Origin of the sequence: Flavobacterium sp., from assembly GCF_031363805.1 — a bacterium.
GTDB lineage: Bacteria > Bacteroidota > Bacteroidia > Flavobacteriales > Flavobacteriaceae > Flavobacterium.
This window is the reverse complement of sequence record NZ_JANLVD010000271.1, coordinates 1-21,746: the sequence shown is the minus strand read 5'-3', so window position 1 is coordinate 21,746 and position 21,746 is coordinate 1. Positions and strand designations below refer to the sequence as shown.

Sequence of the window (21,746 nt, the reverse complement as noted above, 5' to 3'; positions counted from 1 at the left end):
TTTTAGAGTCTGATTTAAAAAATGAAACTTTAAACGTTTCCAGTTTAAGCAATGGAACTTATATTTTATTGTTGAGAGATTTTGATGGGAAAGATTATGCTCAGAAATTTATAAAGGAATAATATTATTTCATTTTATTGCAAAAGCCTGTTGAAAATTATTTCAACAGGCTTTTATAATGTTTTATTTTTAAATGAATTTTAAATCCTAAAATACCCTCACCAAATTAAATCCAAAAAAAACATCACCTTTACTCCAATCACCTGTTGAATTGCCTAAAAATCCTGCTTCATGAATGCCTTGCGAATTGGTGAAATGCATTTGAAAAACATGTCCGCCCGTTTCAATGTCAATTCCTACCGATAAGGGATTGTTATAAACAGAACTTGAAACTCGGTTCAAATGTGCTGCATAATCCATGTTTAATGAAACTCTTTTAGATAATTTATAGCGTCCACCTAGGCCAACAGCGTACTGACTATTTTTTTGTAATTCATTAAGCACAAAATTTTCATGAAAATAAGTTGGTGCCAATTGCAATGAGAGCTTTTCAGAAAATTTTTTAGAAATTAAAACTTGGTTTACATAGGTAGCTCTATTCTTGAATGTCATTTTTGGATAATTGGATTGTTTTAATAAATTATTAAAACCCAAACTATTGAACCCAACTATGGTAACAGGAAAACCATTTTCCATTTGCGATTTTATCATATACTTGGCTGAGAAATCATAAGCTTGCTCACTCCTGCCAGCACCTAGCGAAAGTCCCTCGCCTACTCCATAAATAAATTTTATTTGTGTAACTGCGTTATCCAAACCAAAAAAACCTTCAATATCTTCTTTTATCGAGCCAAATCTGTGAGCAATTACCAAATACAAATCGCCTTTTGCTGCAATTTTTGTAGATTCTAAATTCACAATTTTCATAGCTTTAAAAGCAGAAGTCACTTTTTGATTAACAGTAGTTGTTGAATCAATTTCTGAGAGTAAGTCATCTTGAGAAAATGAAAATTGGAAAGTGAATAATAAAGATAAAAGGAAAAAATACTTCATAAAGTTATAGTTTAGAAAATGCATATTTTAAAGTTGATGCATTAAAAATAAAATTCAAAATAATGCCACTAATTTAAAATATTTTAAACTAGTGGCATTATTATTTTTAATAAATATTGTTAGTCAACAATTATCTTCTTCCAAGATTTATCGTTTGAATTTAATAATTCTAATAAATAAACTCCAGTAGATAAATCTCTTAAATCTACTTCAGAAGCATCTGCATTATTTACATTAATGGTTTTTACAAAAGTTCCCGTATTTGAATAAACATTTATTTTATCCAAACCTGTTTTGGTTTTTACAGTAAAACTTCCATTTGAAGGATTTGGGTATACTTGAGTAGCATTTAATGAAAAATCTTCGACACCAAGTGGTGAAAATGATGCTATTCCATAACCACCTGATCCATTACCGCCATGAGGAGCTATTGTTGTTGTAGCTGTTGCAGCTCTTACCCCAACAATACCAAAAGAATTTGTAGTGGCATAAGGCATCTGGAAATCTGATCCTGTAGTATCTCCGTTCGTTAATGCTCTTGTTAAATTTAACGTTCTTATACCTCCACTTGCATTGTCAGAAACAACTGTCCAATCTGGTGATGCATCAACTGCTGGGGCTTGCGTTCCGACAAATCTTCTATCTGTCAAAGAGGTTGTATAGACTAAAACATCTCCCGCACCCATAGCAAAAGGTTGATTGATTCCAATCCCAATTCCAAACCATCTGTCTGAAGGTCCAGTTAAAATTAGAGTAACTTTCGAAGTTGCATTGTCTAATGTAAAATTTGCTGTCATGTTAGGTTGCAATGTCACAGTTCCTGATGTTTTCTGCTGTGCAAAAATCGATAAGCTCGAAAGCAATAATAAAATAGTAAGTTTTTTCATTTTTAATTATTTTTAAGTTGGTTTATTATTTGTTGATTTCCAGAAAAAACAGCAAATTCGAAAGCCGTTTTTCCATCTTTGTCTTTTAAATTTTTATCCGCTTTGTATTTTAGTAATAAATTGACCAATTCCGAATTTTCAAATTGTACTGCATAGATCAAAGCAGTAGTTCCTTTTGGATCTGTTAAATTTGGATTTGCACCTTTTTTTAGCAACAATTCAGATATTTGTCTGTCACCCTTTACAGCGCAAGCCATTAGAGGCGTTCCCATATCGCTAGATACATTTATAGTTTTACTATTTTCAATAAGAAATTTAGCAACAGCTATATTACCTTTATAGCAAGCTAAAATAAGAGGTGTAAATCCACTATCATTCGTTTTATTTACAATATCCGCATCCTTCTTAACCAACAATTTCATTTCATCCACAGTGCCTTTTCTGGCCACATCGAAAACATCGCTTTGCGAAAAAGCATTAAACGTAAATAGCAATAAAAATGATACTATAATTTTATACATACTTTTATTTTATAACAGTACAATTGTCAATTTTTAATTCTTCCAGTAAGTCATCATAACCCAAAAATCTGCCTTTTATTTTGACATTTTCATTTTCGTTGAAATTCTGAAAATCTGATTTTTTGAATGAAGCATATACTTTTCCGTCGATTAATATTGAATTTGAATCTGTATCAACTTGCGTAATCTTTCCAGAAATTTCTACTACTTTATTTAAATAGGTTTTGTTTGCCGATGCTTCATTTTTGGAAAATTCAGAAAAAATGCTTTCTGTAGAACTTATTTTTATTGCTTCTTCACTGGCAAAATCGCGACCTCCGCCAAACAAATATTTATAACCTAAAAAACCAACGGCCATAAAAACCACAAAGATTAAAATATTTTTCTTCATTTTCTGTTTATATTGTTTCAAAGATATTAAAAAAAATTATATTTACTAAAAATTTTGTTAATTATGAAAAAGGCAATTATCTATTCAATTACTACCGCTATTATATTTCTGGGCTGTACGAAGGACAATTCAAACACCTTGTCTGATCCTATAAATCCTGTAGGATTAGTCACCTACAATAATAATGTCAAAACAATTGTTGATAATAACTGTATAAGATGTCATGGAAATATACCTACAAATGGTGCGCCTTTTAGTTTAACGACTTATGCAGATGTAAAAAGTAGAATAATAACAATAAAAGATAGAATTTCTAGACCCGATGGAAGTAATGGTATTATGCCAGATGGAGGACCAAGACTTCCACAAACTACAATTGATATTATTTTTAAATGGCAAGCTGATGGCTTAATCCAATAAATACTTATTTAAAAAAACTTCAAACAAATTAAAACAAATACTAATTCCCCATGAAAAAATTATTTTTCCTTTTGCTAAGTTTTGCAACCACAATTCAGGCATTTTCTCAAAAAATAAAAACAAAAAGTGGTTTGGTCAATTTTGATGCTGTTGAAAGTACTTTTGAACCTGTAAAAGCACTCAATAAAGCAACAACCTGTATTTTAAATACTGCCAATGGTCAAATTGCAAGTCAAATTTTAATGAAAGGCTTCGAATTTAAAGTGGCTTTAATGGAAGAACATTTCAACGAGAATTATATAGAAAGTGACAAATATCCAAAAGCAACACTTAAAGGAAAAATTGAAAATTTTGATTACTCAAAAATAACCCAAAATTTTCAAAACATACAAATTAAAGGTACAATTGAATTGCATGGCAAAATTAAAGATGTAATTATTGACGGCAAAATTAAAAAAAATGTAGATTCAACAGAGTTAACCACCAATTTTATATTGCTACCGGAAGATTTTGACATAAGAATTCCTAGTATAGTAAGAGGAAAAATAGCAAAAAAAGTAAATGTGTCTACGGTTTTTCTACTAAAATAAAATTAAATCTTAGCGTTTTCAAAAACATTCAATTTATCCAAATACAATATTGTTTTCTTATTATCGTAGCTGTGCTCATACATTTGAACAAATTTTTTGCCGTATAAAATTTCATCAAAAGTATACGATGTTCTGGAAGCAACAATATTACTAAACATTTCGTCGAAAGCCTTTACAAAAACCAAAATCTCACCTTTATTATTCTGGAAATCCTCGTTCGAAAATCCAAACAGCGGACTTTCTTCTGTAATAGGATGAACCAAAGTCCAACTCAAAGTAAGCGCATTGACCTTTTCGTATTCCAAAGGCAATTGAAAAAATCTATTAATTTTTTTTCCGTTTTCTTCCACAATTAATCCTAGTGTAACTTTGGCTTCAGCATCAGTCAAATTGGTGTTTTTATAAGGTGCAACACGCATCATTAAAGCAGTCATATTTTGAAATGGCGCTATAATAGCATTTTCAGAAAAAACCAAATGAGCCTGTGGCTTACTAAATCGTCCATACAAAAGTCCTGTTGCAAGCGCAAAACTTAAAAGTCCCATCAATGCTTCGGTTGCCGCAATAGCGCTAGTCAAAAATCCCGAAGGATTTATATGTCCATAACCCACTGTTGTAAAAGTTTGCGCACTAAAAAAGTAAGCTTGAGCAATTTTTTCCATTTCAGTCGTTCCAGAAATACCATTCAAATGTTCCACCCCAATTAAATAATAAATCATAGCAAAAATAAAGTTGATTACTATAAAAAAACAAAAAATTATAAGTTGGAATTTCCAAGTTGGCAACCGCAACAAAGTATGGTACCAACTTATTTGATCAAAAAAAGAAATTCCTTTTTTTTCAATATTTGCAGATCCATCTTTGGCAATAAACCGACCACCATAATTCGAAGCATTATTCCCAAATCCAGTAGTATTATCAGCTTTAGCGTTAGTATTTATTTTTTTAAGAAAAGACATATTTTTGTTTTATTTGAAGCCTATCCAGCATTCCATTGCAAGCATTTATAAAAAAAGTGCATTTTGTTGTTCCTAGAAAGAGCTTCCTTTGGTCGCTTTTCTAGGAACACAAAATTAGCACTTTTTTTATAAATGGCTTTCCATTTCATTCTGGGCTAGAAAAAAATTCTTAAAATTTAATTTTACAAGCTATAAAAATCATACCATGGCAAGTAGTGGTGAAGAAAAAAGTCAAAAAAGCATGAATTCCAGAGGATCATTATTATTGAAATCAAAAAAAACACAGTACAGTGAAATAATATAATTTATTCAAATGATTGTATAATAAATACATACAAAGCATTTTCAACCTTTGTTAAACTGATTATTTTAAAAAAAATTATAAATCAATACCACATGATACACCAGTTAGATCCATCACTTTTAGTTGAAACTCCTATGGGACAAGGTTTGGCCATTTTTATAATCGATTACGGCATGCATCAAAATACCTGTTGGGTTGTATCGCTTGTAAACGATGGCGTTATAAAACATTTTGATTGCAACGATGTCATTTTGTCAACCAACTATACTTATGGTATAAATTTAACAAAGTTTAAAAAAGTCAATCCCAAAGTTTAAAATTATAAAACTTTATATGACTATCCATTTCTTATAATAAAAGAAAAATAACAAATATTTTGTCATTCTGAGGAAGGCGGAATTACATAATGTTAGTAATTTATGAGATTCCTCTTTCGTCAGAATTGACAAAAAACGTAAATTGGTTTGAGTAACAGACAGTCATAATAATTAAAATAAAAAAAGTCCTAAAAAGGACTTTTTAAATCTGACTCAAATTTTTTAAAATGTTTATTAAAAATTTGTTACTGTTAATCTACTTTACAAAAAGAGACAAAATCATGAAATCCCTCCAGATTTCCGTCTCCAGTAGTCAATAATGCTACAGCTCCAAGGGAAATCGTGTAGGCACAAGGCAACAAATCGGCTACGGTTTCGGTTGGTGTTCCGAAAACTAACTCTGCAACACCAAACGTTTCTGGATTAGCCATTAAAGCAATAGGAGCAAAATTAAATGTTTGTCCTGGTTTTCGTGGTCCAGTTATGGTTAAACTTAGGCTTCCTAAATTTTCATTTCGAACACCATATTTAATGTGTAAAGCGGAAGTAATTTTGCTACAACCGCTCAATCCAGCAATAATTTCTTGAATATCGACCGAAGCAGCAATTCTTTGATTGCTTTGAGAACTTGGAGCCCAACTACCATTTTTATTAACATTGTTAAAAACCACATTATATATTGCTATAGGTTTGGAAGTTCCAGCAACAAATTCTGGTCCAGGAACTGCTCCATTAATATTTCTCTGACGCATTCTGATAGCAAAATAGCGATTTAAAATATGAGGTCGAGCTGCCGAAACTGTGGCACTTCCAATGCTTAAAGTTGGCATTGCCATATCAACAGTTTTTAAACCATCTGTTAAAAATTCGGTGTTTAAACTTAGAATTACATTATCAGTATGTGGTGCAAAATTAGTTTCTTGAGGCACTTTTATCCAATTGCCATTATAGGTAATAGTTTTTTCTGCGCCACTTCCATTAATAAAATATTCTTCTGTAAGTACTGGGTTTAATGGATCTCCTGTCAAGGTATGCAAATAACCAATGATGGTTTTGTTAATCATATTAGCCTTTACGGGTAGCCAATTGGCAGCTATAAGTGCATCCGACGGATTATTCACTTCTTGATATTCAAAAAGATATTCCATTGGTTTACCACTTACTTTTTTAGCGATAGAGCCTACTAAATTTACAGAAGCAAAAAAAGCGTAACCACTAGCTTTACCGTTACTTATACCACTTTGAATTGGAATGCGTTGCGAAATTCCGAAATGGGTGAAAGATGGAGGAATGGGTGTGTCGTCTACAATCAGTTCTTTTACGCAAAGCGAAACACAGAGACAATAGCCTACATTATTTCTACGATTGGCAGCTGTTTCAATGTTATAACGTTGACCGCCATATTCAATTTGAAAATATACATCTGGACCAGAAGCAAACGGACCTGTTTTGTCGGTTTCGATATTAATAATTGGTGATAAAAAAGTTTTTTTGAATTTTTCCGAAGTGTAATAAATTAAAAATTTTCCATTGCTATCAGATAGGCTGTTCCCTAAAACATCGTCCGTTAAAAAATCGGCATCCATAGCAATGACATTTACACCAACCAGAGGTTTTCCAGTTTCGCAATCGGTTATTTTTCCACAAATAGTCCACACATCAAAATAGCGACCTTTAATTTGACACCACCATTTTGCTGGAATTTTATAGTTGGAAGTTGCTATTCTAATATCGGTATTGTGAGTTTCTGATTCATGCTCCCAAACTGGATAGAAAGTAGCAATTTGAAATTGTCTAGGCGGCTTTGGCTTTTTAGGGATAATTTTTGGAACTGTGCCACATTCAAAATCAAATTCTAAAGCCATATTTGCATACTCGTCTTTAATTTCTAATTCAAAATTTCCCATTTCGTCAGTTAAAGCTTCGGCAATAAGTCTGTTTGATTTTTGTTTTACTTCTTCTTCAGATAATAATCTAAATGTGTCTTTTTCGGTTACAGACAATGCTGCTTCTACATTTGCTCCTCTTTGCGTGGCATACAAACGGACTTTTACGGAACTAATATTCTCCCAACAATCGTCGCACAAATAGCCTAACAAATTGCCTTTGATTTTATTTTTCATACTATAAATTTTTATGGTTTGCCTACTCTATTCCCTTTTCGGCTTTCGGTATAACAATCAAATTACAATACAAAATTATAACATATGTTATTGGTTATCAGAAGTATAAACCCCCAATTAATAAGGGTAATTTTCCCCTAATTAAATTTAATAATTAGAAATAAACTTTATGGAATATTTTAAAAATTAAAAAAATATTGTAACAATTTTTATACTTCTGAATCAAAAGAGAAATCTTAAAAATCCAAATTATGAAAACATCAATTTTTATCTTATTATTTGTTACCAATTTTTTTACAGCAAATCTATTTTCACAAACTTCTTTTAGTGTTGAAATAAAAGGAAAAGGAAATCCAATTTTATTATTTCCAGGTTTTGGCTGTACAGGTCAAGTTTGGGACGAGACTGTTGCGCAAGTTTCAAAAACTCACAAATGTTATATCTTTACTTTTGCTGGATTTGGCAATGTAAAACCTATCGAAAAACCTTGGTTTGCAACTATTAAAACTGATTTGGAAAAATATATTATCGAAAATAAACTGAAAAAATCAACCTTAATTGGTCATAGTATTGGTGGCACATTAAGCCTATGGTTGGCTTCAAGCCATCCAGAATGGTTCAAAAATATCATTATAGTAGATGCATTGCCAGCTACTGCGGTGTTGATGTTTCCAAATTATAAAGGAGACAAAATAGCTTATGATAATCCACAAAGTAAAAATATGTTGGAAATGTCTGATGAAGCTTTTCAAAGTATGAATAATCAAACTGTGCAATATATGAGTAATAATAAAGATAAGCAAAAATTAATTGCTAGTATGATGAATCAAACTGATAGGAAAACATATGTTTATGGCTATGTTGATATGCTAAATTTGGATTTAAGATCTGATATTGCTAAAATCAAAACCCCAGTTACTATTCTTGCAGCAACAAATCCAAGTTTAGAAATAGTTACTAAAACCTATAAAGATCAATATAAAACCTTACCAACGGTAAATATTTTATATGCAGAAAATTCGGCTCATTTTGTAATGTTCGATCAACCAGAATGGTTTTTGAAACAAATTGCTCAAATTTTAAATTAGCGTGGAACAAAATCATAATTTCGATTCGCTTTACGAATTATACTTTCCAAAAGTTTACCGTCTTTGCAAAGGATATTTTAACGGAAACCACGATGTTGCATCAGATGCGGCACAAGAAGTTTTTATAAAAGTGTGGGAGAATCTACCTAAATTTAGAAGTGAATCAAACGTTAGCACCTGGATATTTAGAATTGCTTCCAATACTTGTTTGATGTATTTGCGAAAGCAATCCTCTAAAAAAGAAGTGCGAACAGATCAATTTTCAGATAGTAGTATAGAAAATTATTCGCAAGAAACTGACGAAAAATTATCAAAAATGTATACATGCATTGATTTATTGGATCCAACAAGCAAATTGATTATAATGATGGTTTTAGAAAAGGTTTCTTATGATAAAATTGCAACTGTTATAGGCATTTCCGAAGAAACTTTGCGAGTACGACTACATAGAATTAAAACAAAACTAACAAAATGTGTACAAAATGGAAAAATTTGAAGAATTACAATCAATATGGGACAAACAATCCGACGCTACTCCAAAGTTTGATAGCAAAGCAATAACAATAGAAGCAAATAGAAATATAAAAATAATAAAAATAAAGCATTTTTGGACAATCGGTATTCTTTCGGTTATTGTATTTATTTTAGTGTATTATTATTTCTGGATTTTTAATGATGCAATTGCAGATCGAATTATAGGACTACAACTAATGATTTTTGTATTAATTGGCAGAGTCATATTAGAAATAATAAGTATTTTTCAGTTTAAAAAAATAGATTTTACTGCTACTTTTAAAAATTATACAAAGCAATTAGTATCGTTTTATAAATTCAGAAAATTAACGCATTTCGTGCTTACTCCTATTATTTATCTGTCCTATTGTTTTGGATTTATCTCATTGCTACCCTTGTTTAAAGAAAGTTTATCAAACGGATTTTATCTTTATGTTTTAATTAGTGGCATCGGGTTTTTAGTTTTTTTTAGTTACTTTTTAATCAAAGGAATTCGACAGGATATGAATAATTTAGAATTTTTGAAAAAAATAGATTGAAAAATAGTTTTGTTTATGCAATATGTTAGCTCGTATAATAGCTACATTTGAGAACGTATTGAACTAAATTATACTCATATCGTTAGTAAAAAAAATAAATTATGATACTAAAAGATGCAACAATTACAAAAGGATTCGTTCTTGCTGGATTGATGAATATGTCGGTTTTAATTTTCTCAAGATTCTTTACAAATGAAACTATTGCAGAATTTGACCCAGTAGTTTTATCTAATTTTGGATTAATAATGATTGTAATTTGGGGTTTGGCTTATATGTCCATTGCTAAAAATTACCAATCTGTAAAATGGCTTGTTGCGGTTTTTGCTATTGAAAAATTTATTTATGGTTTTGTGTGGATTAAATGGTTACTCAATAACAGCATTTCTGATGTTTATGAAAAAGATGTAATGGCTGGACTATTTTATTCGATGTATGGTGTAAATGATTGGCTGTTTTTTGTGTTTTTTTCATACGTGTTTATTTATCTAATTAGATTAAAAAAGGAATAAAACTTATTAAATTAAAAATTTATTGGTCAATTTATAAAAATATTTTTTTGCCCAATAATAAAAATATCTCAATCTGAAAAATTTCAAATTGGGATATTTTTTATGGTAAGAATAATTTTTACTTACTCAAATACATATTTCTTCTACTATACTGATCGTCTTTCAAATCATCAATAAACAAAATACTTTCACTAGTGGATTTCATTTTTGGATCAAGTGCTTTATTCACATTTTGGAGTTTACTATTGGTGTCTACACTGTAAATAAAATGATTGTTTGTTGAAAAATGTTGGTTCTGTCCTAGAAAATTGCATGTATTTACTAATTTGTTTAATTTTATTCAATTCGACCTAAGAGAAATCACATCAATTATTCAAGTTATATGATTTCTCCTACTTCGAAATGACAAAAAAATCTTTAAGCCTAATAATAGATAGTTTATAAGAAAGCAACTATATTCCATAACACAACCAAAATATTTATATATTTGATAAAATTAATTGTTAATTTATGTAATCCTTATAATTCAGTTTATTATTACTAAAAAAATATTACTTGGTTGACGTTAAAATATTTAAATTTGCATAAAAAACTATATGACCATAAAATCAAAAGATGTATTATATTTAATCTACATATTGTGTTTTATTTCTTGTAATTCAAAAAAGAATTTTACCATAAACAAAACATTACAAATACAACAAGAAACTAGTCAAATAGTATTTTTAATTTTTAGAATAAATAAAGGTTTAGATTCAGAAAACAGTACAATTGAGCTTATAAATACAATTAAAAAAGAAGGAATAATCAAAAAACAATTAGAGTCAAATATCGAATCGGAAAACTATTTATTATTAGAAATTTACAACAATAATAAAATCGAGAAAACACAAAAAATAGCGCACCCCTTATTAAAAGAAATGGAATATTTTAATGAAAATAAAAAAATAAATAAAAAAAATATTGAGTTAAATTCAGAAGACTTTTCAATAAGATTACAAATAAAAAACGTAAATTCAAATATTAAAATATTTGAAAAATTAAAGAACAAACCAGAAATGGAGTTAATTTCACTAAAAATATAACTATGAGAAAAACAATAATTATTATTATAATTCAATTAATTTCTTTAAACACAATAAAAAGCCAAGTTTTTGATATCCATAATATTCAAATAAAAGGAGATCAAAATAAATATATCAATATTGCTGTTTTGGGCGATGGCTATACTATTAATGAGCAACAAAGTTTTGTAGATAAAGCAACAATTTTAATTGATGACTTGTTTTCTCAGGAGCCATGGTCTAATTATAAAAATTATTTTAACATTTTTGCAATAAAAGTAATTTCTAATGAATCTGGTATAAAACACCCAAATATTTCACCCGATTGTGCTGGTTCGATGGTTCCAACTTCTAATCCTAATAATTTTTTTGGTACAAGTTTCGACTATTATGGCATTCACAGATTGGTTGTGCCGACAGATTCGCAAAAAATAACCAGTGTTCTTGCAAGCAATTTGCCAGATTATGATATTGTAATTGTAATTGCAAACACCTCTTTTTATGGAGGTAGTGGTGGTTCTTATGCAACTGTAACTACTTATCCTACTGCCAAAGAAATTTTAATTCACGAATTGGGACATTCTGCGGGCTCACTCGCAGATGAATATTATGCTGGAGATATGTATAATGCAGAAAGGGCAAATATGACACAACAATCAAACCCAAATCTAATAAAATGGAAAAATTGGTTAAATAATTCTCCAATAGCAATAATTCCGCATGGAACCTCAGGAGTATCGAGTACTTGGTTTAAACCCACAACCAATGCATGTAAAATGGAAATTTTTGATGTTCCGTTTTGCAATGTTTGCAAAGAAAATATTATCGAAAATTTTCATTTAAAAGTGAATCCAATTGTTAATTATACGCCAGCCAACAACACAACAATTAATTCTTCAAATCAATTTATAAATTTTAATTTAACCGAATTGATGAAGCCTATACCAAATACATTAAATATAAAATGGCAATTAGACAGTAATATTTTTAATACTAATTTAGAAACCTACCAAATAAATCAAACCAGCCTTACTAATGGAACGCACACTTTAACTGCAACAGTTGTTGATGAAACACCATTTGTAAAAACAAATAACCACAGCACAATACATTATAATACAGTTACTTGGACAATACAAAAAAATAATTTAGGCATTTCAACAGTTGCCGAAAGTAATCAAATTGGTATTTCTATTTATCCTAATCCGTCAATCGATAAATTAAATGTGGAAGTAAATCTTGAAAAATCAAGTAATTTTTCATTAGAATTAGTTGACTTGAATGGAAAAATAATTCAAACCATAGAAAATAAAGGAGTTTTAGAAGGTAAAAATATCAGCTCATTTGATGTTTCTAAGTTATCAAAGGGAAATTATATAATTGCGCTCAAAATAAATGGTGCAAATTACAGCAAGATTTTTGTGAAACAATAAAAAATAGTTTTATACTTTAATGAATCCCAATTTAAACAAAATTTTAAATTGGGATTTTTTTTGACTAATATTATTTACTCAAATACATCTTCCTTCTACTATACAACTCATAAAACTGATCATCTTTCAAATCATCTATAAACAAAATGCTTTCGCCAGTCGATTTCATTTCTGGACCAAGTGCTTTGTTTACATTTTGAAATTTGCTGAAAGAAAAAACAGGTTGCTTAATCGCATAACCTTTTAGTTGTGGATTGAAAGTAAAATCGGTTACTTTATTGTGACCCAACATTACTTTGGTAGCATAATTCACATATGGTTCGCCATACGCTTTTGCGATAAAAGGAACCGTTCTTGAAGCTCTAGGATTGGCTTCTATAATATAAACAATATCGTCTTTTATCGCAAATTGAATGTTGATTAATCCAACCGTTCTCAATGCCAAAGCTATTTTTTTGGTATGGTCTTTAATTTGTTGCATCACAAATTCACCTAAATTGAACGGTGGCAAGGTCGCATTTGAATCGCCAGAATGTATTCCGCAAGGTTCGATATGCTCCATAATTCCAATGATATAGACATTTTCTCCATCGCAAATGGCATCGGCTTCAGCTTCAATTGCGCCATCTAAATAATGATCCAATAGCAATTTATTGCCTGGAATATTTTTCAATAAATCGATAACATGTTCTTCCAATTCTTGTTTATTGATGACAATTTTCATTCCTTGTCCGCCCAAAACATAAGATGGTCGAACGAGTAATGGGAAATCTAAAACATCAGCCAAAGCACTTGCTTGATCGGCATTTTCGGCAATTCCGAATTGTGGAAAAGGAATTTTAAGTTCTGTCAATAATTCTGAAAACCGTCCTCTATCTTCGGCTAAATCCAAAGCATCAAATGATGTTCCTAGAATTTTTATACCATATTTAGATAATTTTTCAGCTAGTTTCAAAGCCGTTTGTCCGCCAAGCTGAACTATTACGCCTTCTGGTTTTTCATGGCGGATAATATCATAAATATGTTCCCAAAAAACGGGTTCAAAATATAATTTATCGGCTGTATCAAAATCGGTTGAAACTGTTTCCGGATTGCAATTGATCATTATGGTTTCATAACCACATTCTTTGGCAGCCAAAACGCCGTGTACGCAGGAATAGTCAAATTCTATTCCTTGACCAATTCTATTTGGTCCAGAACCCAAAACGACAACTTTCTTTTTATTGGTAACAATACTTTCGTTATGAACGTATTTTTTACCTTCTTTTGATTCGATTTCTGCTTCGAAAGTCGAGTAATAATAAGGTGTCAATGCTTTGAATTCGGCGGCGCAAGTATCGACCAATTTATAAACCCGATTGATATTCATTTCTCCACGAAGTTTATAAACCTGACTTTCCAAACAACTCATCATGTGTGCAATTTGTCGGTCAGCAAAACCTTTTTGCTTGGCTTCGAGCAATAAATCCTTTGGTAAAGTATCGATTTTGAATTTAGAAATTTCTTTTTCTAAAGTATATAATTCTTCATATTGTTTTAAAAACCACATGTCAATCTTGGTGATTTCGTGAATTCTAGAAAGCGGAATTCCCATTGCAATGGCATCATAAATTACAAAAACTCTGTCCCAACTCGCAAAAGTGAGTTTCTCGATAATTAGTTCATAGTTTTTGTACCCTTTTCCGTCTGCGCCTAATCCATTACGTTTAATTTCAAGCGATTGCGTAGCTTTGTGCAAGGCTTCTTGAAACGAACGACCAATTCCCATAACTTCACCTACCGATTTCATTTGTAAACCTAAAGTTCTATCTGCTCCTTCGAATTTATCGAAATTCCAACGTGGAATTTTCACAATTACATAATCTAAAGTGGGTTCAAAAAGTGCCGATGTCGATTTGGTAATTTGATTTGGCAATTCGTCCAAATTGTAACCCAAAGCCAATTTTGATGCAATTTTCGCAATTGGATAACCCGTTGCTTTTGAAGCCAATGCAGATGATCGTGAAACTCTAGGATTAATTTCTATGGCAACAATATCTTCTTTTTCGTCGGGTGAAACGGCAAATTGCACATTGCAACCACCTGCGAAATTTCCAATAGAACGCATCATCAAAATGGCGTAATCTCTCATTCTTTGAAAAGTCACATCCGATAATGTCATGGCTGGCGCAACCGTAATAGAATCGCCAGTATGAATGCCCATTGGATCCATATTTTCGATGGAACATATAATGACTACATTGTCGTTTTTGTCACGTAGTAATTCTAATTCGTATTCTTTCCAACCCATCAAAGCCTTGTCAATCAACACTTCGTGAATTGGAGACATTTCTAAACCATAAGATAATTTTTCGGCAAAATCTTCCTTTTTGTAGACAATTGCTGCTCCAGTTCCTCCCAACGTAAATGATGGACGAATAACTAAGGGAAAACCAAATTCTTGAGCGATTTCTTTTCCTCGCAACATCGATGTACAAATTTCGGCTGGAGCCGATGGCACTCCGATTTTTTTGAGTAAATCTTTAAACTGATCTCGATTTTCGGTAATATTGATGGCATTTACATCGACACCAATCATTTTGACGTTAAAATCTTTCCAAATTCCTTTTTCGTCGGCTTCAAGACATAGATTTAATGCCGTTTGTCCGCCCATTGTTGGCAAAACCGAATCGATTTGTGGATGTTCTTTCAGGATTTGAATAATCGATTTTGTGGTCAATGGCAACAAATAAACATGATCCGCCATTGAAGGATCGGTCATAATGGTTGCTGGATTCGAGTTAATTAAGATTACTTCGATTCCTTCTTCGCGAATGGATCTTGCTGATTGTGATCCTGCATAATCAAATTCGCAAGCTTGCCCGATTACGATTGGTCCTGAACCTATTATTAAAACCGATTTTATAGAGTTGTCTTTTGGCATTGTAGTTTAGATTAGTCGATTTTTTGATTATTAGATTATTCGAAAATGTTTGTTATTTCATGTTTGCCCTAGCCCCGATAGTAGTGGAAATCCTTTTATAATTTTGTCATCCTGAGCTTGTCGAAGGAGACAAAATTATAAAAGATTGTAACGAATAGCGGGAAATAGCTCCAAAAAATTATTATTATTTATGAACATATATAAAAAAAGCCGTTACTTATAAAAGTAACGGCTTTATTTGGATTATTGCTAATCATTATTTTTTGTGTCTTGGTTCGCAAGATACAGTCAATTTATGTCTTCCTTTAGCTCTACGACGAGCAAGCACTTTTCTTCCATTCGCAGAAGCCATTCTGTCCATAAATCCGTGCTTATTTCTTCTTTTTCTTTTCGATGGTTGAAACGTTCTTTTGCTCATTGCTTTGTATCTTTAAATTCTTGTGTAATAACTTAGGTAAGGTCTTTTTGAAACCGAGTGCAAATATACAATGATTTTTTTTTCTTGCAAGTAGTTTTATAAAAATAATTTTAATTCATTTCACTATATTTGCATTTCATTATAAAAATACAATTATGTTTCATAGAAATATCAAGATTGCAATTGCTGCATTGATTATAATTACTGGGGTTTGGCAGTTTACAGAAGGAAATATTGGGAATGGAATTTTTTTAATTTTATTGTCTGCAATTCCAATTTTTCTTTATTTTAAGAACGAATTTATTCTTTTGGCTTTCTTAAAATTAAGGAAACAAGATTTTGCTGGCGCCAAAAACTGGTTGGACAAGATAAAAAGCCCTGAAACGGCATTGGTTCAAAAGCAACAAGGATACTTTAATTATTTGCACGGTTTGCTATTATCGCAGACCAATTTGATTCAAGCTGAAAAATATTTCAAGAAAGCTATAAGTTTGGGTTTAAATATGGATCAAGATTTGGCCTTAGCAAAATTAAATTTGGCTGGTATTGCATTGAGTAGAAGACGTAAAATTGAAGCTACCAATTTGCTTGCTGAAGTTAAAAAATTAGACAAACAAAATATGTTGAAAGATCAGGTCAAAATGATGAAAGATCAAATGAAAAAGATTTAATTATTTTAGGAATTATGAAAAATCGCATTGAAAAATGCGATTTTTTTATGTAAAAACTGCAAATTATCGAGTATTTTTACATTTTAACGATTTTGTATACAAACAAATAAATAGGTTCAATACATTTGTTCATAACTTTTTTTTATGAATAAACTTTACTCTATATTATTGACACTCACTTTTTTCTCTTTTGGGTTTGCCCAAGATGAGGCTGTGAATTTTAATGATGCACTTAAGGCTCATTTAAAAAAACACAATATTAAAAGTGATATTGCATATGAAAATAAAAATATGCAGGAAGGACAAATTCTATTTGACTCATTGGTACAAAACCATTTAGTCGGAACAAAATTTGAAGACTACGATTTTAAATCAATTAACGATAAAAAAGAAAAACTTAGCTCCTTTAAAAAACCAATTTTTATTTTAACATACGCTTCTTGGTGTATACCTAGTGAAGGTGAAATACCAGCTTTAAATAAATTAGCACAGAAATATGCAAATGAAGTAAAATTCATTATTTTATTTTGGGACAAAAAAAGCGATGTGAAGAAAATTGCAAAAAAATTCAATCACAACATACAAGTTTCATACGCTCACGAGACGTATAAAAACGATGCTACTATTGTTGCCAATATGAAACACTCTCTTGGTTTTCCAACTTCTTACTTTTTGGATGAAAATTTAAAGGTGGTTAATATTAAAAGAGGCGGTGCGCAACCACCAAATAAAACTGCTTACGTAAAAGCATACACTATGAACTACAATACTTTCAGAGAAGGTTTGGGTAGTTTGCTTATTGAAAAAAACATTTCCAAAGAACAATTGACTACAAATTAACTATTTTTCAAGTAACAATTTTGCACCTACAATTATTAAAACTACCGAAAAAACTTTTTTAAGCATTTTTTGATCTAAACTGACTGCAAGTTTACTGCCAAAATATCCACCAATTACAAAAAACATCGCAATTACTAAAGCATATTTCCAATTAATATAGCCTTGTTTGTAATAATTAAAAACTGCCAAAGCCGTAACTGGTACAACCAAAACCGTTAAACTTGTCCCTTGTGCTTGATGTTGGCTAAATCCTAGGAATAATATAAGTAACGGGACCATTATGATTCCACCACCAACTCCTACCAATCCGCTCAACATTCCTGCTAATAATCCAATAACTATAAGTGATACAATGGTTGTTGTTGTCATATAATTTTTTTTCTATTGATTTGGAATTTCGATAATATACTTTCTATTATTTAAATTATCTAACTTTTTATCTCGCAACCAAGGATTGTGGTATTTCAATATTTTGTAATTAATGCCTTTTTGTTTAGCAAAAGTGGCAAGATTGGAAATAGAACTGTCTATTTCAATTTTTGTAGTGCTAATGTTTTTATATAAATCGTTTGCAGAAATATCAAATCCATACGCCAGTGGATTTTTCATAATTTCTTTAAGAGCTAAAATTCTAAAAACATATCTGGATGTTTCTTCAACCAATAATAAATCATAATAATTTGATACTTGTTGACTCTCCAATTGATTATAAATCCCTGAAGTACCGCCATTGTAGGAAGCTGCGGCAAGAGTCCAGGAACCTAATTTTTGCTTAGCAGCAATTAAATATTTGCAAGCGGCTTCCGTTGATTTTTCCAAATGGTATCGTTCATCGACACTTTCAGAAACTTCCAATCCTCTTTCTACGGCAGTTGGTTTCATGAATTGCCAAATACCACTGGCTCCTGCTTTAGAAACTGACGCAGTAACCAAAGAACTTTCTATAACAGCCAAATATTTAAAATCGTCTGGTACGTTATATTTTGCTAAAATTGGCTCAATAACTGGAAAAAATCTATTGGCTCTTTTGATAATTAATATTGTTGAAGAATGCAAATTAGTGTTTATTAGTAATTCTCTATCCATTCTTTCATACACATCGGGGATATTTAAAGGTGTGCTCTCGCCTGCTAAATCAACTGTAACAGGAAAATATTTAGTAGTTGTTATTTTAGGAGTTTTGACGTTTGTAGTTGCATAAATTAGAACCCCGCCTAATGCTAAAACTCCAATTATCATTAGTATTTTATTAATTGTTGCCATTTTTAAAATATTTAAAAGTAAAAGTACTAAAATTGAGTTGTTTATTTTAGAATAATCTCTGGTAAATTGGAATTAAACCATCGAAAACGGTTTAAAATCATAAGATGAGTACCTTCTTTTATGATTATAGCATTTTTAATATTCTTAATCGGGAAAACCTCATCTGCATCGCCGTGAATATGAATTACATTTTGATCTGTTTCCACACGATTCCAATTTATAATTTGTTCAATAGACCAATCAAGATAAAGTTTATCTCGCATTGACATATATTTTTCATACAATTTGAGTCGTTGTTTAATTACTGCACCAAAAGCATACTTTGATAAAACTTCTAAGTTTTGTGCCATTCCAGTAGGCAATAATTTATAAGCTTTGGTAGATTTGGCAATTTTCATTCTTTGCGGCAGTTCTACATTATTTTTAACGCTTGAAATAATAATTAATTTTTTTAGATTTAAAAATTGTGCCATCTCTTGAACTAAAATTCCACCAAAGGAAACGCCAATTAAAACTGCATTTTCATGTTTAACTTTTAAAGCCATTTGTTTTGCATAGTCATGAAGTGATTGCGTTTTTTCAGGCATAAACCAATCCAATAAATGGGTTTCAAAAATAGTTTCGTCAAGTTTTATTCTTTCAAATATAAGTGGGCTAGCTGCCATTCCTGGCATAAAATAAACATGAACTTTTGAAATCATTAAATTTAATTTAAAAAATTGTCGGTTTGAAATAATTTTTATAAAAATAGAACAATACTTTTAAATGTAAGTTGTTTTAAAATTATTTTATCTTTTAGGAATTCACTATTGTTAAAAGTTGAGATTTAATCCAAAAAAAATGGCTATTAAACTTATAAGTAAAATAAATATAATTATGAATCAATGCACTTTTCAAAGAATTGTTAATTAAAAAATATGACTTAAATGATTTGATTTGGAGATTGAAATCAATATCTTTGTAAAGAAATTTTACTGTATAATTTATATGAATTTTAAACTTCATTAAAATATAATATTGCAAGTACTATTTTCATTACAATAATTTCATTTTAGAAAATGAAAAATGAATTAAACTTCACCGCTTGTCGAATGTAATGCTAATTTATTAAAAATATTATTCAACAGAATATTGAATAAACTTCACCCCTAAAATTTGAATCAAAAAAATTAATTATGGAAACACAACAAATTATGGAAATTAAAGACAATACATTTTCAAGACAATTTGAAACAATAGTTAATGGCAAATTGGTTTCAGTTGAATATTCTTTTCAGGAAAAAAAAATATTTTTAACTAGAATAAACACTCCAGAAGGTTTTGATAATGAAGAATTTATATCTGATTTTCTTAAAAGCATAATGGAAATTGCGTACGAACGCAAATTGAAAGTGGTTCCTATTTTACCAAAAATTGCTTTGTTTTTTAGAAAAAATGTTACTTACAAAGATTTGTTGCCTCCAGGAATTAAAATTTAATTTTATATTTTTTTAGAAATAGTGACTATTTATGGAGTCTGAAAATATTAATTCTAAAGTTATTTTATTTTTCGAAAATATTGAGAAATATTATGGTTGTAAAACGGATATAACCGAAGGTTTGACATCAAAAGACACCAATTTTGATACTGATTTGACAACTTGGAATTTATCTGAATTCACTCTTTTACGCTCTGCATACCGAAACAATGGGAATAAATTTATGCTTGAGGGAAATGGTTTGTATTATGAAATTTCTGCAAGTGACATAGTAAATTTTAATGAACCTGGACGAAATAAGTTTGAATTTATTGAACAATATGGCGACAGTGTTTTTAGAATTACTAAGATTAGATTTCATTATAAATATTAGCATAATTACGAATTACGGTTTACAATTATTTGAAAATTTATAATTGATAATTCATAATTTTAGTGAACTCCATCCTAGCACAACCATCATCATCAATTTTTGTTAAATTAATTTCGTGTAAAGTGTTGATTAATTCAGGATTCCAAGGTGTTTTAACTTTCACATAATTTTCTGTAAAGCCATGAATATAACCACCTTTATTTTCACTTTCAAATAAAACTGTTCTATGGGTTCCAATTTGAGATTCATAAAAAGCACGGCGTTTTTTGACTGATAAACCACGCAACATTTTACTTCTTTTTGCACGAATATTAATATCTACAACACTTTCCATAGTTGCTGCTTCGGTATTATCTCGCTCAGAATAAGTAAAAACGTGAAGATATGAAATATCCATTTCGTTTAGAAAATTATAAGTTTCTAGGAAATGTTCATCGCTTTCACCGGGAAAACCAACAATTACATCAACTCCAATGCAAGCATGTGGCATTACTTCCCGAATTTTGTTTACTCTTTCGGTGTATACTTCGCGTTGGTAACGGCGTTTCATCAATTTCAGAATTTGGTTGCTACCACTTTGCAATGGAATATGAAAATGGGGCACAAAAGTTCTGCTTTTTGAGACAAATTCTATAGTTTCATTTTTTAATAAGTTGGGTTCAATGGATGAAATTCGCAAACGTTCAATTCCTTCTACTTTGTCCAATTCCTGAACCAATTCCAGAAAAGTATGTTCATGTTTTTTATTTCCAAATTCACCTTTCCCATAATCTCCAATATTTACGCCAGTCAATACTATTTCTTTGATGTCTTGTTGGGAAATTTCTTTGGCATTTTGCAGTACATTTTCTAAAGCATCGGAACGAGAAATTCCTCTTGCCAAGGGAATTGTGCAATAAGTACATTTGTAATCGCAACCATCTTGGACTTTCAAAAAAGCACGAGTCCTGTCGCCAATGGAATAACTTCCTACATAAAAATCTGCTTCAGAAATTTCGCAAGAATGTATTTCGCCCATATCATTTTTGGACAAATCGTTTAAATAATCGGTAATTTTAAATTTTTCAGT

The 21,746-nt window shown here is 30.4% G+C and carries 25 protein-coding genes; 13 read left to right on the top strand and 12 right to left on the bottom strand.

Translation table 11 applies throughout. From position 1 onward, the window contains the following. Positions 1 to 207: 207 nt before the first annotated feature. From RMN92_RS14500 to RMN92_RS14485, 4 genes are all read right to left on the bottom strand, one after another. Positions 208 to 1,053: a DUF5777 family beta-barrel protein gene (locus tag RMN92_RS14500; RefSeq protein ID WP_309610156.1), complete on the bottom strand. Its 846-nt coding sequence runs from the start codon at positions 1,051 to 1,053 to the stop codon at positions 208 to 210. Positions 1,054 to 1,172: 119 nt separating this feature from the next. Further along, positions 1,173 to 1,940: a T9SS type A sorting domain-containing protein gene (locus tag RMN92_RS14495; protein WP_309610155.1), complete on the bottom strand. Its 768-nt coding sequence runs from the start codon at positions 1,938 to 1,940 to the stop codon at positions 1,173 to 1,175. Positions 1,941 to 1,942: 2 nt separating this feature from the next. Further along, positions 1,943 to 2,461, bottom strand: coding sequence for an ankyrin repeat domain-containing protein (locus RMN92_RS14490; RefSeq protein ID WP_309610154.1), 519 nt, complete (start codon positions 2,459 to 2,461; stop codon positions 1,943 to 1,945). 4 nt (positions 2,462 to 2,465) lie between these two features. Beyond that, a complete protein-coding gene (locus tag RMN92_RS14485; RefSeq protein WP_309610153.1) occupies positions 2,466 to 2,852 on the bottom strand; it encodes an OB-fold protein in 387 nt (128 codons plus the stop codon). A gap of 63 nt (positions 2,853 to 2,915) precedes the next feature. Here RMN92_RS14485 and RMN92_RS14480 point away from each other — a divergent pair, with 63 nt between their 5' ends. Then, positions 2,916 to 3,272, top strand: a complete 357-nt coding sequence (locus RMN92_RS14480) for a hypothetical protein (RefSeq protein ID WP_309610152.1) — start codon at positions 2,916 to 2,918, stop codon at positions 3,270 to 3,272. A 50-nt stretch (positions 3,273 to 3,322) separates the two neighbouring features. Further along, the gene (locus RMN92_RS14475; protein ID WP_309610151.1) at positions 3,323 to 3,862 is read left to right on the top strand and encodes a YceI family protein; all 540 of its coding nucleotides are present in this window, start codon (positions 3,323 to 3,325) and stop codon (positions 3,860 to 3,862) included. Between the two features lie 2 nt (positions 3,863 to 3,864). Here RMN92_RS14475 and RMN92_RS14470 read toward each other — a convergent pair whose 3' ends face one another. Further along, positions 3,865 to 4,821, bottom strand: coding sequence for an ion channel (locus RMN92_RS14470; protein ID WP_309610150.1), 957 nt, complete (start codon positions 4,819 to 4,821; stop codon positions 3,865 to 3,867). 396 nt (positions 4,822 to 5,217) lie between these two features. On the opposite strand from RMN92_RS14470, the gene RMN92_RS14465 reads away from it, so the two are divergent. Then, positions 5,218 to 5,442, top strand: a complete 225-nt coding sequence (locus RMN92_RS14465; protein WP_309610149.1) for a hypothetical protein — start codon at positions 5,218 to 5,220, stop codon at positions 5,440 to 5,442. Positions 5,443 to 5,693: 251 nt separating this feature from the next. On the opposite strand, the gene RMN92_RS14460 is transcribed toward RMN92_RS14465, so the two are convergent. Beyond that, the gene (locus RMN92_RS14460) at positions 5,694 to 7,565 is read right to left on the bottom strand and encodes a hypothetical protein (protein WP_309610148.1); all 1,872 of its coding nucleotides are present in this window, start codon (positions 7,563 to 7,565) and stop codon (positions 5,694 to 5,696) included. A 251-nt stretch (positions 7,566 to 7,816) separates the two neighbouring features. Between RMN92_RS14460 and RMN92_RS14455 the strand changes: the two genes are divergently transcribed. From RMN92_RS14455 to RMN92_RS14430, 6 genes are all read left to right on the top strand, one after another. Beyond that, complete coding sequence (locus RMN92_RS14455) at positions 7,817 to 8,653, top strand: alpha/beta hydrolase (protein ID WP_309610147.1); 837 nt, start codon at positions 7,817 to 7,819, stop codon at positions 8,651 to 8,653. Between the two features lies 1 nt (position 8,654). Then, positions 8,655 to 9,149, top strand: coding sequence for a sigma-70 family RNA polymerase sigma factor (locus RMN92_RS14450; RefSeq protein WP_309610146.1), 495 nt, complete (start codon positions 8,655 to 8,657; stop codon positions 9,147 to 9,149). Further along, the gene (locus tag RMN92_RS14445) at positions 9,136 to 9,705 is read left to right on the top strand and encodes a hypothetical protein (protein WP_309610145.1); all 570 of its coding nucleotides are present in this window, start codon (positions 9,136 to 9,138) and stop codon (positions 9,703 to 9,705) included. Before RMN92_RS14450 ends, RMN92_RS14445 begins: the two co-directional genes overlap by 14 nt. A 101-nt stretch (positions 9,706 to 9,806) precedes the next feature. Next, positions 9,807 to 10,214 (top strand): hypothetical protein, encoded by a 408-nt coding sequence (locus tag RMN92_RS14440; protein ID WP_309610144.1) that lies wholly within the window; start codon positions 9,807 to 9,809, stop codon positions 10,212 to 10,214. A gap of 596 nt (positions 10,215 to 10,810) precedes the next feature. After that, positions 10,811 to 11,299, top strand: a complete 489-nt coding sequence (locus RMN92_RS14435) for a hypothetical protein (protein WP_309610143.1) — start codon at positions 10,811 to 10,813, stop codon at positions 11,297 to 11,299. Between the two features lie 2 nt (positions 11,300 to 11,301). Next, on the top strand, positions 11,302 to 12,711 hold the full coding sequence (locus tag RMN92_RS14430) for a M64 family metallopeptidase (RefSeq protein ID WP_309610142.1): 1,410 nt from the start codon (positions 11,302 to 11,304) through the stop codon (positions 12,709 to 12,711). A 70-nt stretch (positions 12,712 to 12,781) separates the two neighbouring features. On the opposite strand, the gene carB is transcribed toward RMN92_RS14430, so the two are convergent. Next, positions 12,782 to 15,634 carry a carbamoyl-phosphate synthase large subunit gene (gene carB / locus RMN92_RS14425; protein WP_309610141.1) on the bottom strand — a complete coding sequence of 951 codons (2,853 nt, stop codon included), beginning with the start codon at positions 15,632 to 15,634 and terminating at the stop codon, positions 12,782 to 12,784. Positions 15,635 to 15,890: 256 nt separating this feature from the next. Continuing rightward, positions 15,891 to 16,052, bottom strand: coding sequence for a 50S ribosomal protein L34 (gene rpmH / locus RMN92_RS14420; protein WP_007136275.1), 162 nt, complete (start codon positions 16,050 to 16,052; stop codon positions 15,891 to 15,893). Between the two features lie 155 nt (positions 16,053 to 16,207). Here rpmH and RMN92_RS14415 point away from each other — a divergent pair, with 155 nt between their 5' ends. Together RMN92_RS14415 and RMN92_RS14410 are read left to right on the top strand one after the other, a co-directional pair. Further along, positions 16,208 to 16,723 carry a DUF2892 domain-containing protein gene (locus RMN92_RS14415; RefSeq protein ID WP_309610140.1) on the top strand — a complete coding sequence of 172 codons (516 nt, stop codon included), beginning with the start codon at positions 16,208 to 16,210 and terminating at the stop codon, positions 16,721 to 16,723. A gap of 144 nt (positions 16,724 to 16,867) precedes the next feature. Continuing rightward, positions 16,868 to 17,563 carry a redoxin domain-containing protein gene (locus tag RMN92_RS14410; protein WP_309610139.1) on the top strand — a complete coding sequence of 232 codons (696 nt, stop codon included), beginning with the start codon at positions 16,868 to 16,870 and terminating at the stop codon, positions 17,561 to 17,563. Here RMN92_RS14410 and RMN92_RS14405 read toward each other — a convergent pair whose 3' ends face one another. The 3 genes from RMN92_RS14405 to RMN92_RS14395 are packed head-to-tail and all read right to left on the bottom strand — an operon-like array spanning position 17,564 to position 19,527. Further along, positions 17,564 to 17,932, bottom strand: a complete 369-nt coding sequence (locus RMN92_RS14405) for a sulfite exporter TauE/SafE family protein (RefSeq protein WP_309610138.1) — start codon at positions 17,930 to 17,932, stop codon at positions 17,564 to 17,566. Positions 17,933 to 17,944: 12 nt separating this feature from the next. Beyond that, positions 17,945 to 18,826 (bottom strand): lytic transglycosylase domain-containing protein, encoded by an 882-nt coding sequence (locus tag RMN92_RS14400; protein ID WP_309610137.1) that lies wholly within the window; start codon positions 18,824 to 18,826, stop codon positions 17,945 to 17,947. Between the two features lie 41 nt (positions 18,827 to 18,867). Next, positions 18,868 to 19,527 (bottom strand): alpha/beta hydrolase, encoded by a 660-nt coding sequence (locus RMN92_RS14395; protein WP_309610136.1) that lies wholly within the window; start codon positions 19,525 to 19,527, stop codon positions 18,868 to 18,870. A 474-nt stretch (positions 19,528 to 20,001) separates the two neighbouring features. Between RMN92_RS14395 and RMN92_RS14390 the strand changes: the two genes are divergently transcribed. Both RMN92_RS14390 and RMN92_RS14385 read left to right on the top strand, forming a co-directional pair. Further along, complete coding sequence (locus RMN92_RS14390) at positions 20,002 to 20,304, top strand: N-acetyltransferase (RefSeq protein WP_309610135.1); 303 nt, start codon at positions 20,002 to 20,004, stop codon at positions 20,302 to 20,304. Between the two features lie 31 nt (positions 20,305 to 20,335). Further along, the gene (locus RMN92_RS14385; RefSeq protein ID WP_309610134.1) at positions 20,336 to 20,677 is read left to right on the top strand and encodes a hypothetical protein; all 342 of its coding nucleotides are present in this window, start codon (positions 20,336 to 20,338) and stop codon (positions 20,675 to 20,677) included. A gap of 37 nt (positions 20,678 to 20,714) precedes the next feature. Here RMN92_RS14385 and RMN92_RS14380 read toward each other — a convergent pair. After that, positions 20,715 to 21,746 (bottom strand): MiaB/RimO family radical SAM methylthiotransferase (locus RMN92_RS14380; protein WP_309610133.1); only part of this gene is annotated, 1,032 nt, incomplete at its 5' end.

What these genes read in the sequence shown, in the direction of transcription:
- RMN92_RS14500 (WP_309610156.1), bottom strand. Translation starts at nt 1,053, where the DNA reads ATGAAGTATTTTTTCCTTTTATCTTTATTATTCACTTTCCAATTTTCA.
- RMN92_RS14495 (WP_309610155.1), bottom strand. Translation starts at nt 1,940, where the DNA reads ATGAAAAAACTTACTATTTTATTATTGCTTTCGAGCTTATCGATTTTT.
- RMN92_RS14490 (WP_309610154.1), bottom strand. Translation starts at nt 2,461, where the DNA reads ATGTATAAAATTATAGTATCATTTTTATTGCTATTTACGTTTAATGCT.
- RMN92_RS14485 (WP_309610153.1), bottom strand. Translation starts at nt 2,852, where the DNA reads ATGAAGAAAAATATTTTAATCTTTGTGGTTTTTATGGCCGTTGGTTTT.
- RMN92_RS14480 (WP_309610152.1), top strand. Translation starts at nt 2,916, where the DNA reads ATGAAAAAGGCAATTATCTATTCAATTACTACCGCTATTATATTTCTG.
- RMN92_RS14475 (WP_309610151.1), top strand. Translation starts at nt 3,323, where the DNA reads ATGAAAAAATTATTTTTCCTTTTGCTAAGTTTTGCAACCACAATTCAG.
- RMN92_RS14470 (WP_309610150.1), bottom strand. Translation starts at nt 4,821, where the DNA reads ATGTCTTTTCTTAAAAAAATAAATACTAACGCTAAAGCTGATAATACT.
- RMN92_RS14465 (WP_309610149.1), top strand. Translation starts at nt 5,218, where the DNA reads ATGATACACCAGTTAGATCCATCACTTTTAGTTGAAACTCCTATGGGA.
- RMN92_RS14460 (WP_309610148.1), bottom strand. Translation starts at nt 7,565, where the DNA reads ATGAAAAATAAAATCAAAGGCAATTTGTTAGGCTATTTGTGCGACGAT.
- RMN92_RS14455 (WP_309610147.1), top strand. Translation starts at nt 7,817, where the DNA reads ATGAAAACATCAATTTTTATCTTATTATTTGTTACCAATTTTTTTACA.
- RMN92_RS14445 (WP_309610145.1), top strand. Translation starts at nt 9,136, where the DNA reads ATGGAAAAATTTGAAGAATTACAATCAATATGGGACAAACAATCCGAC.
- RMN92_RS14440 (WP_309610144.1), top strand. Translation starts at nt 9,807, where the DNA reads ATGATACTAAAAGATGCAACAATTACAAAAGGATTCGTTCTTGCTGGA.
- RMN92_RS14435 (WP_309610143.1), top strand. Translation starts at nt 10,811, where the DNA reads ATGACCATAAAATCAAAAGATGTATTATATTTAATCTACATATTGTGT.
- RMN92_RS14430 (WP_309610142.1), top strand. Translation starts at nt 11,302, where the DNA reads ATGAGAAAAACAATAATTATTATTATAATTCAATTAATTTCTTTAAAC.
- carB (WP_309610141.1), bottom strand. Translation starts at nt 15,634, where the DNA reads ATGCCAAAAGACAACTCTATAAAATCGGTTTTAATAATAGGTTCAGGA.
- rpmH (WP_007136275.1), bottom strand. Translation starts at nt 16,052, where the DNA reads ATGAGCAAAAGAACGTTTCAACCATCGAAAAGAAAAAGAAGAAATAAG.
- RMN92_RS14415 (WP_309610140.1), top strand. Translation starts at nt 16,208, where the DNA reads ATGTTTCATAGAAATATCAAGATTGCAATTGCTGCATTGATTATAATT.
- RMN92_RS14410 (WP_309610139.1), top strand. Translation starts at nt 16,868, where the DNA reads ATGAATAAACTTTACTCTATATTATTGACACTCACTTTTTTCTCTTTT.
- RMN92_RS14405 (WP_309610138.1), bottom strand. Translation starts at nt 17,932, where the DNA reads ATGACAACAACAACCATTGTATCACTTATAGTTATTGGATTATTAGCA.
- RMN92_RS14400 (WP_309610137.1), bottom strand. Translation starts at nt 18,826, where the DNA reads ATGGCAACAATTAATAAAATACTAATGATAATTGGAGTTTTAGCATTA.
- RMN92_RS14395 (WP_309610136.1), bottom strand. Translation starts at nt 19,527, where the DNA reads ATGATTTCAAAAGTTCATGTTTATTTTATGCCAGGAATGGCAGCTAGC.
- RMN92_RS14390 (WP_309610135.1), top strand. Translation starts at nt 20,002, where the DNA reads ATGGAAACACAACAAATTATGGAAATTAAAGACAATACATTTTCAAGA.
- RMN92_RS14385 (WP_309610134.1), top strand. Translation starts at nt 20,336, where the DNA reads ATGGAGTCTGAAAATATTAATTCTAAAGTTATTTTATTTTTCGAAAAT.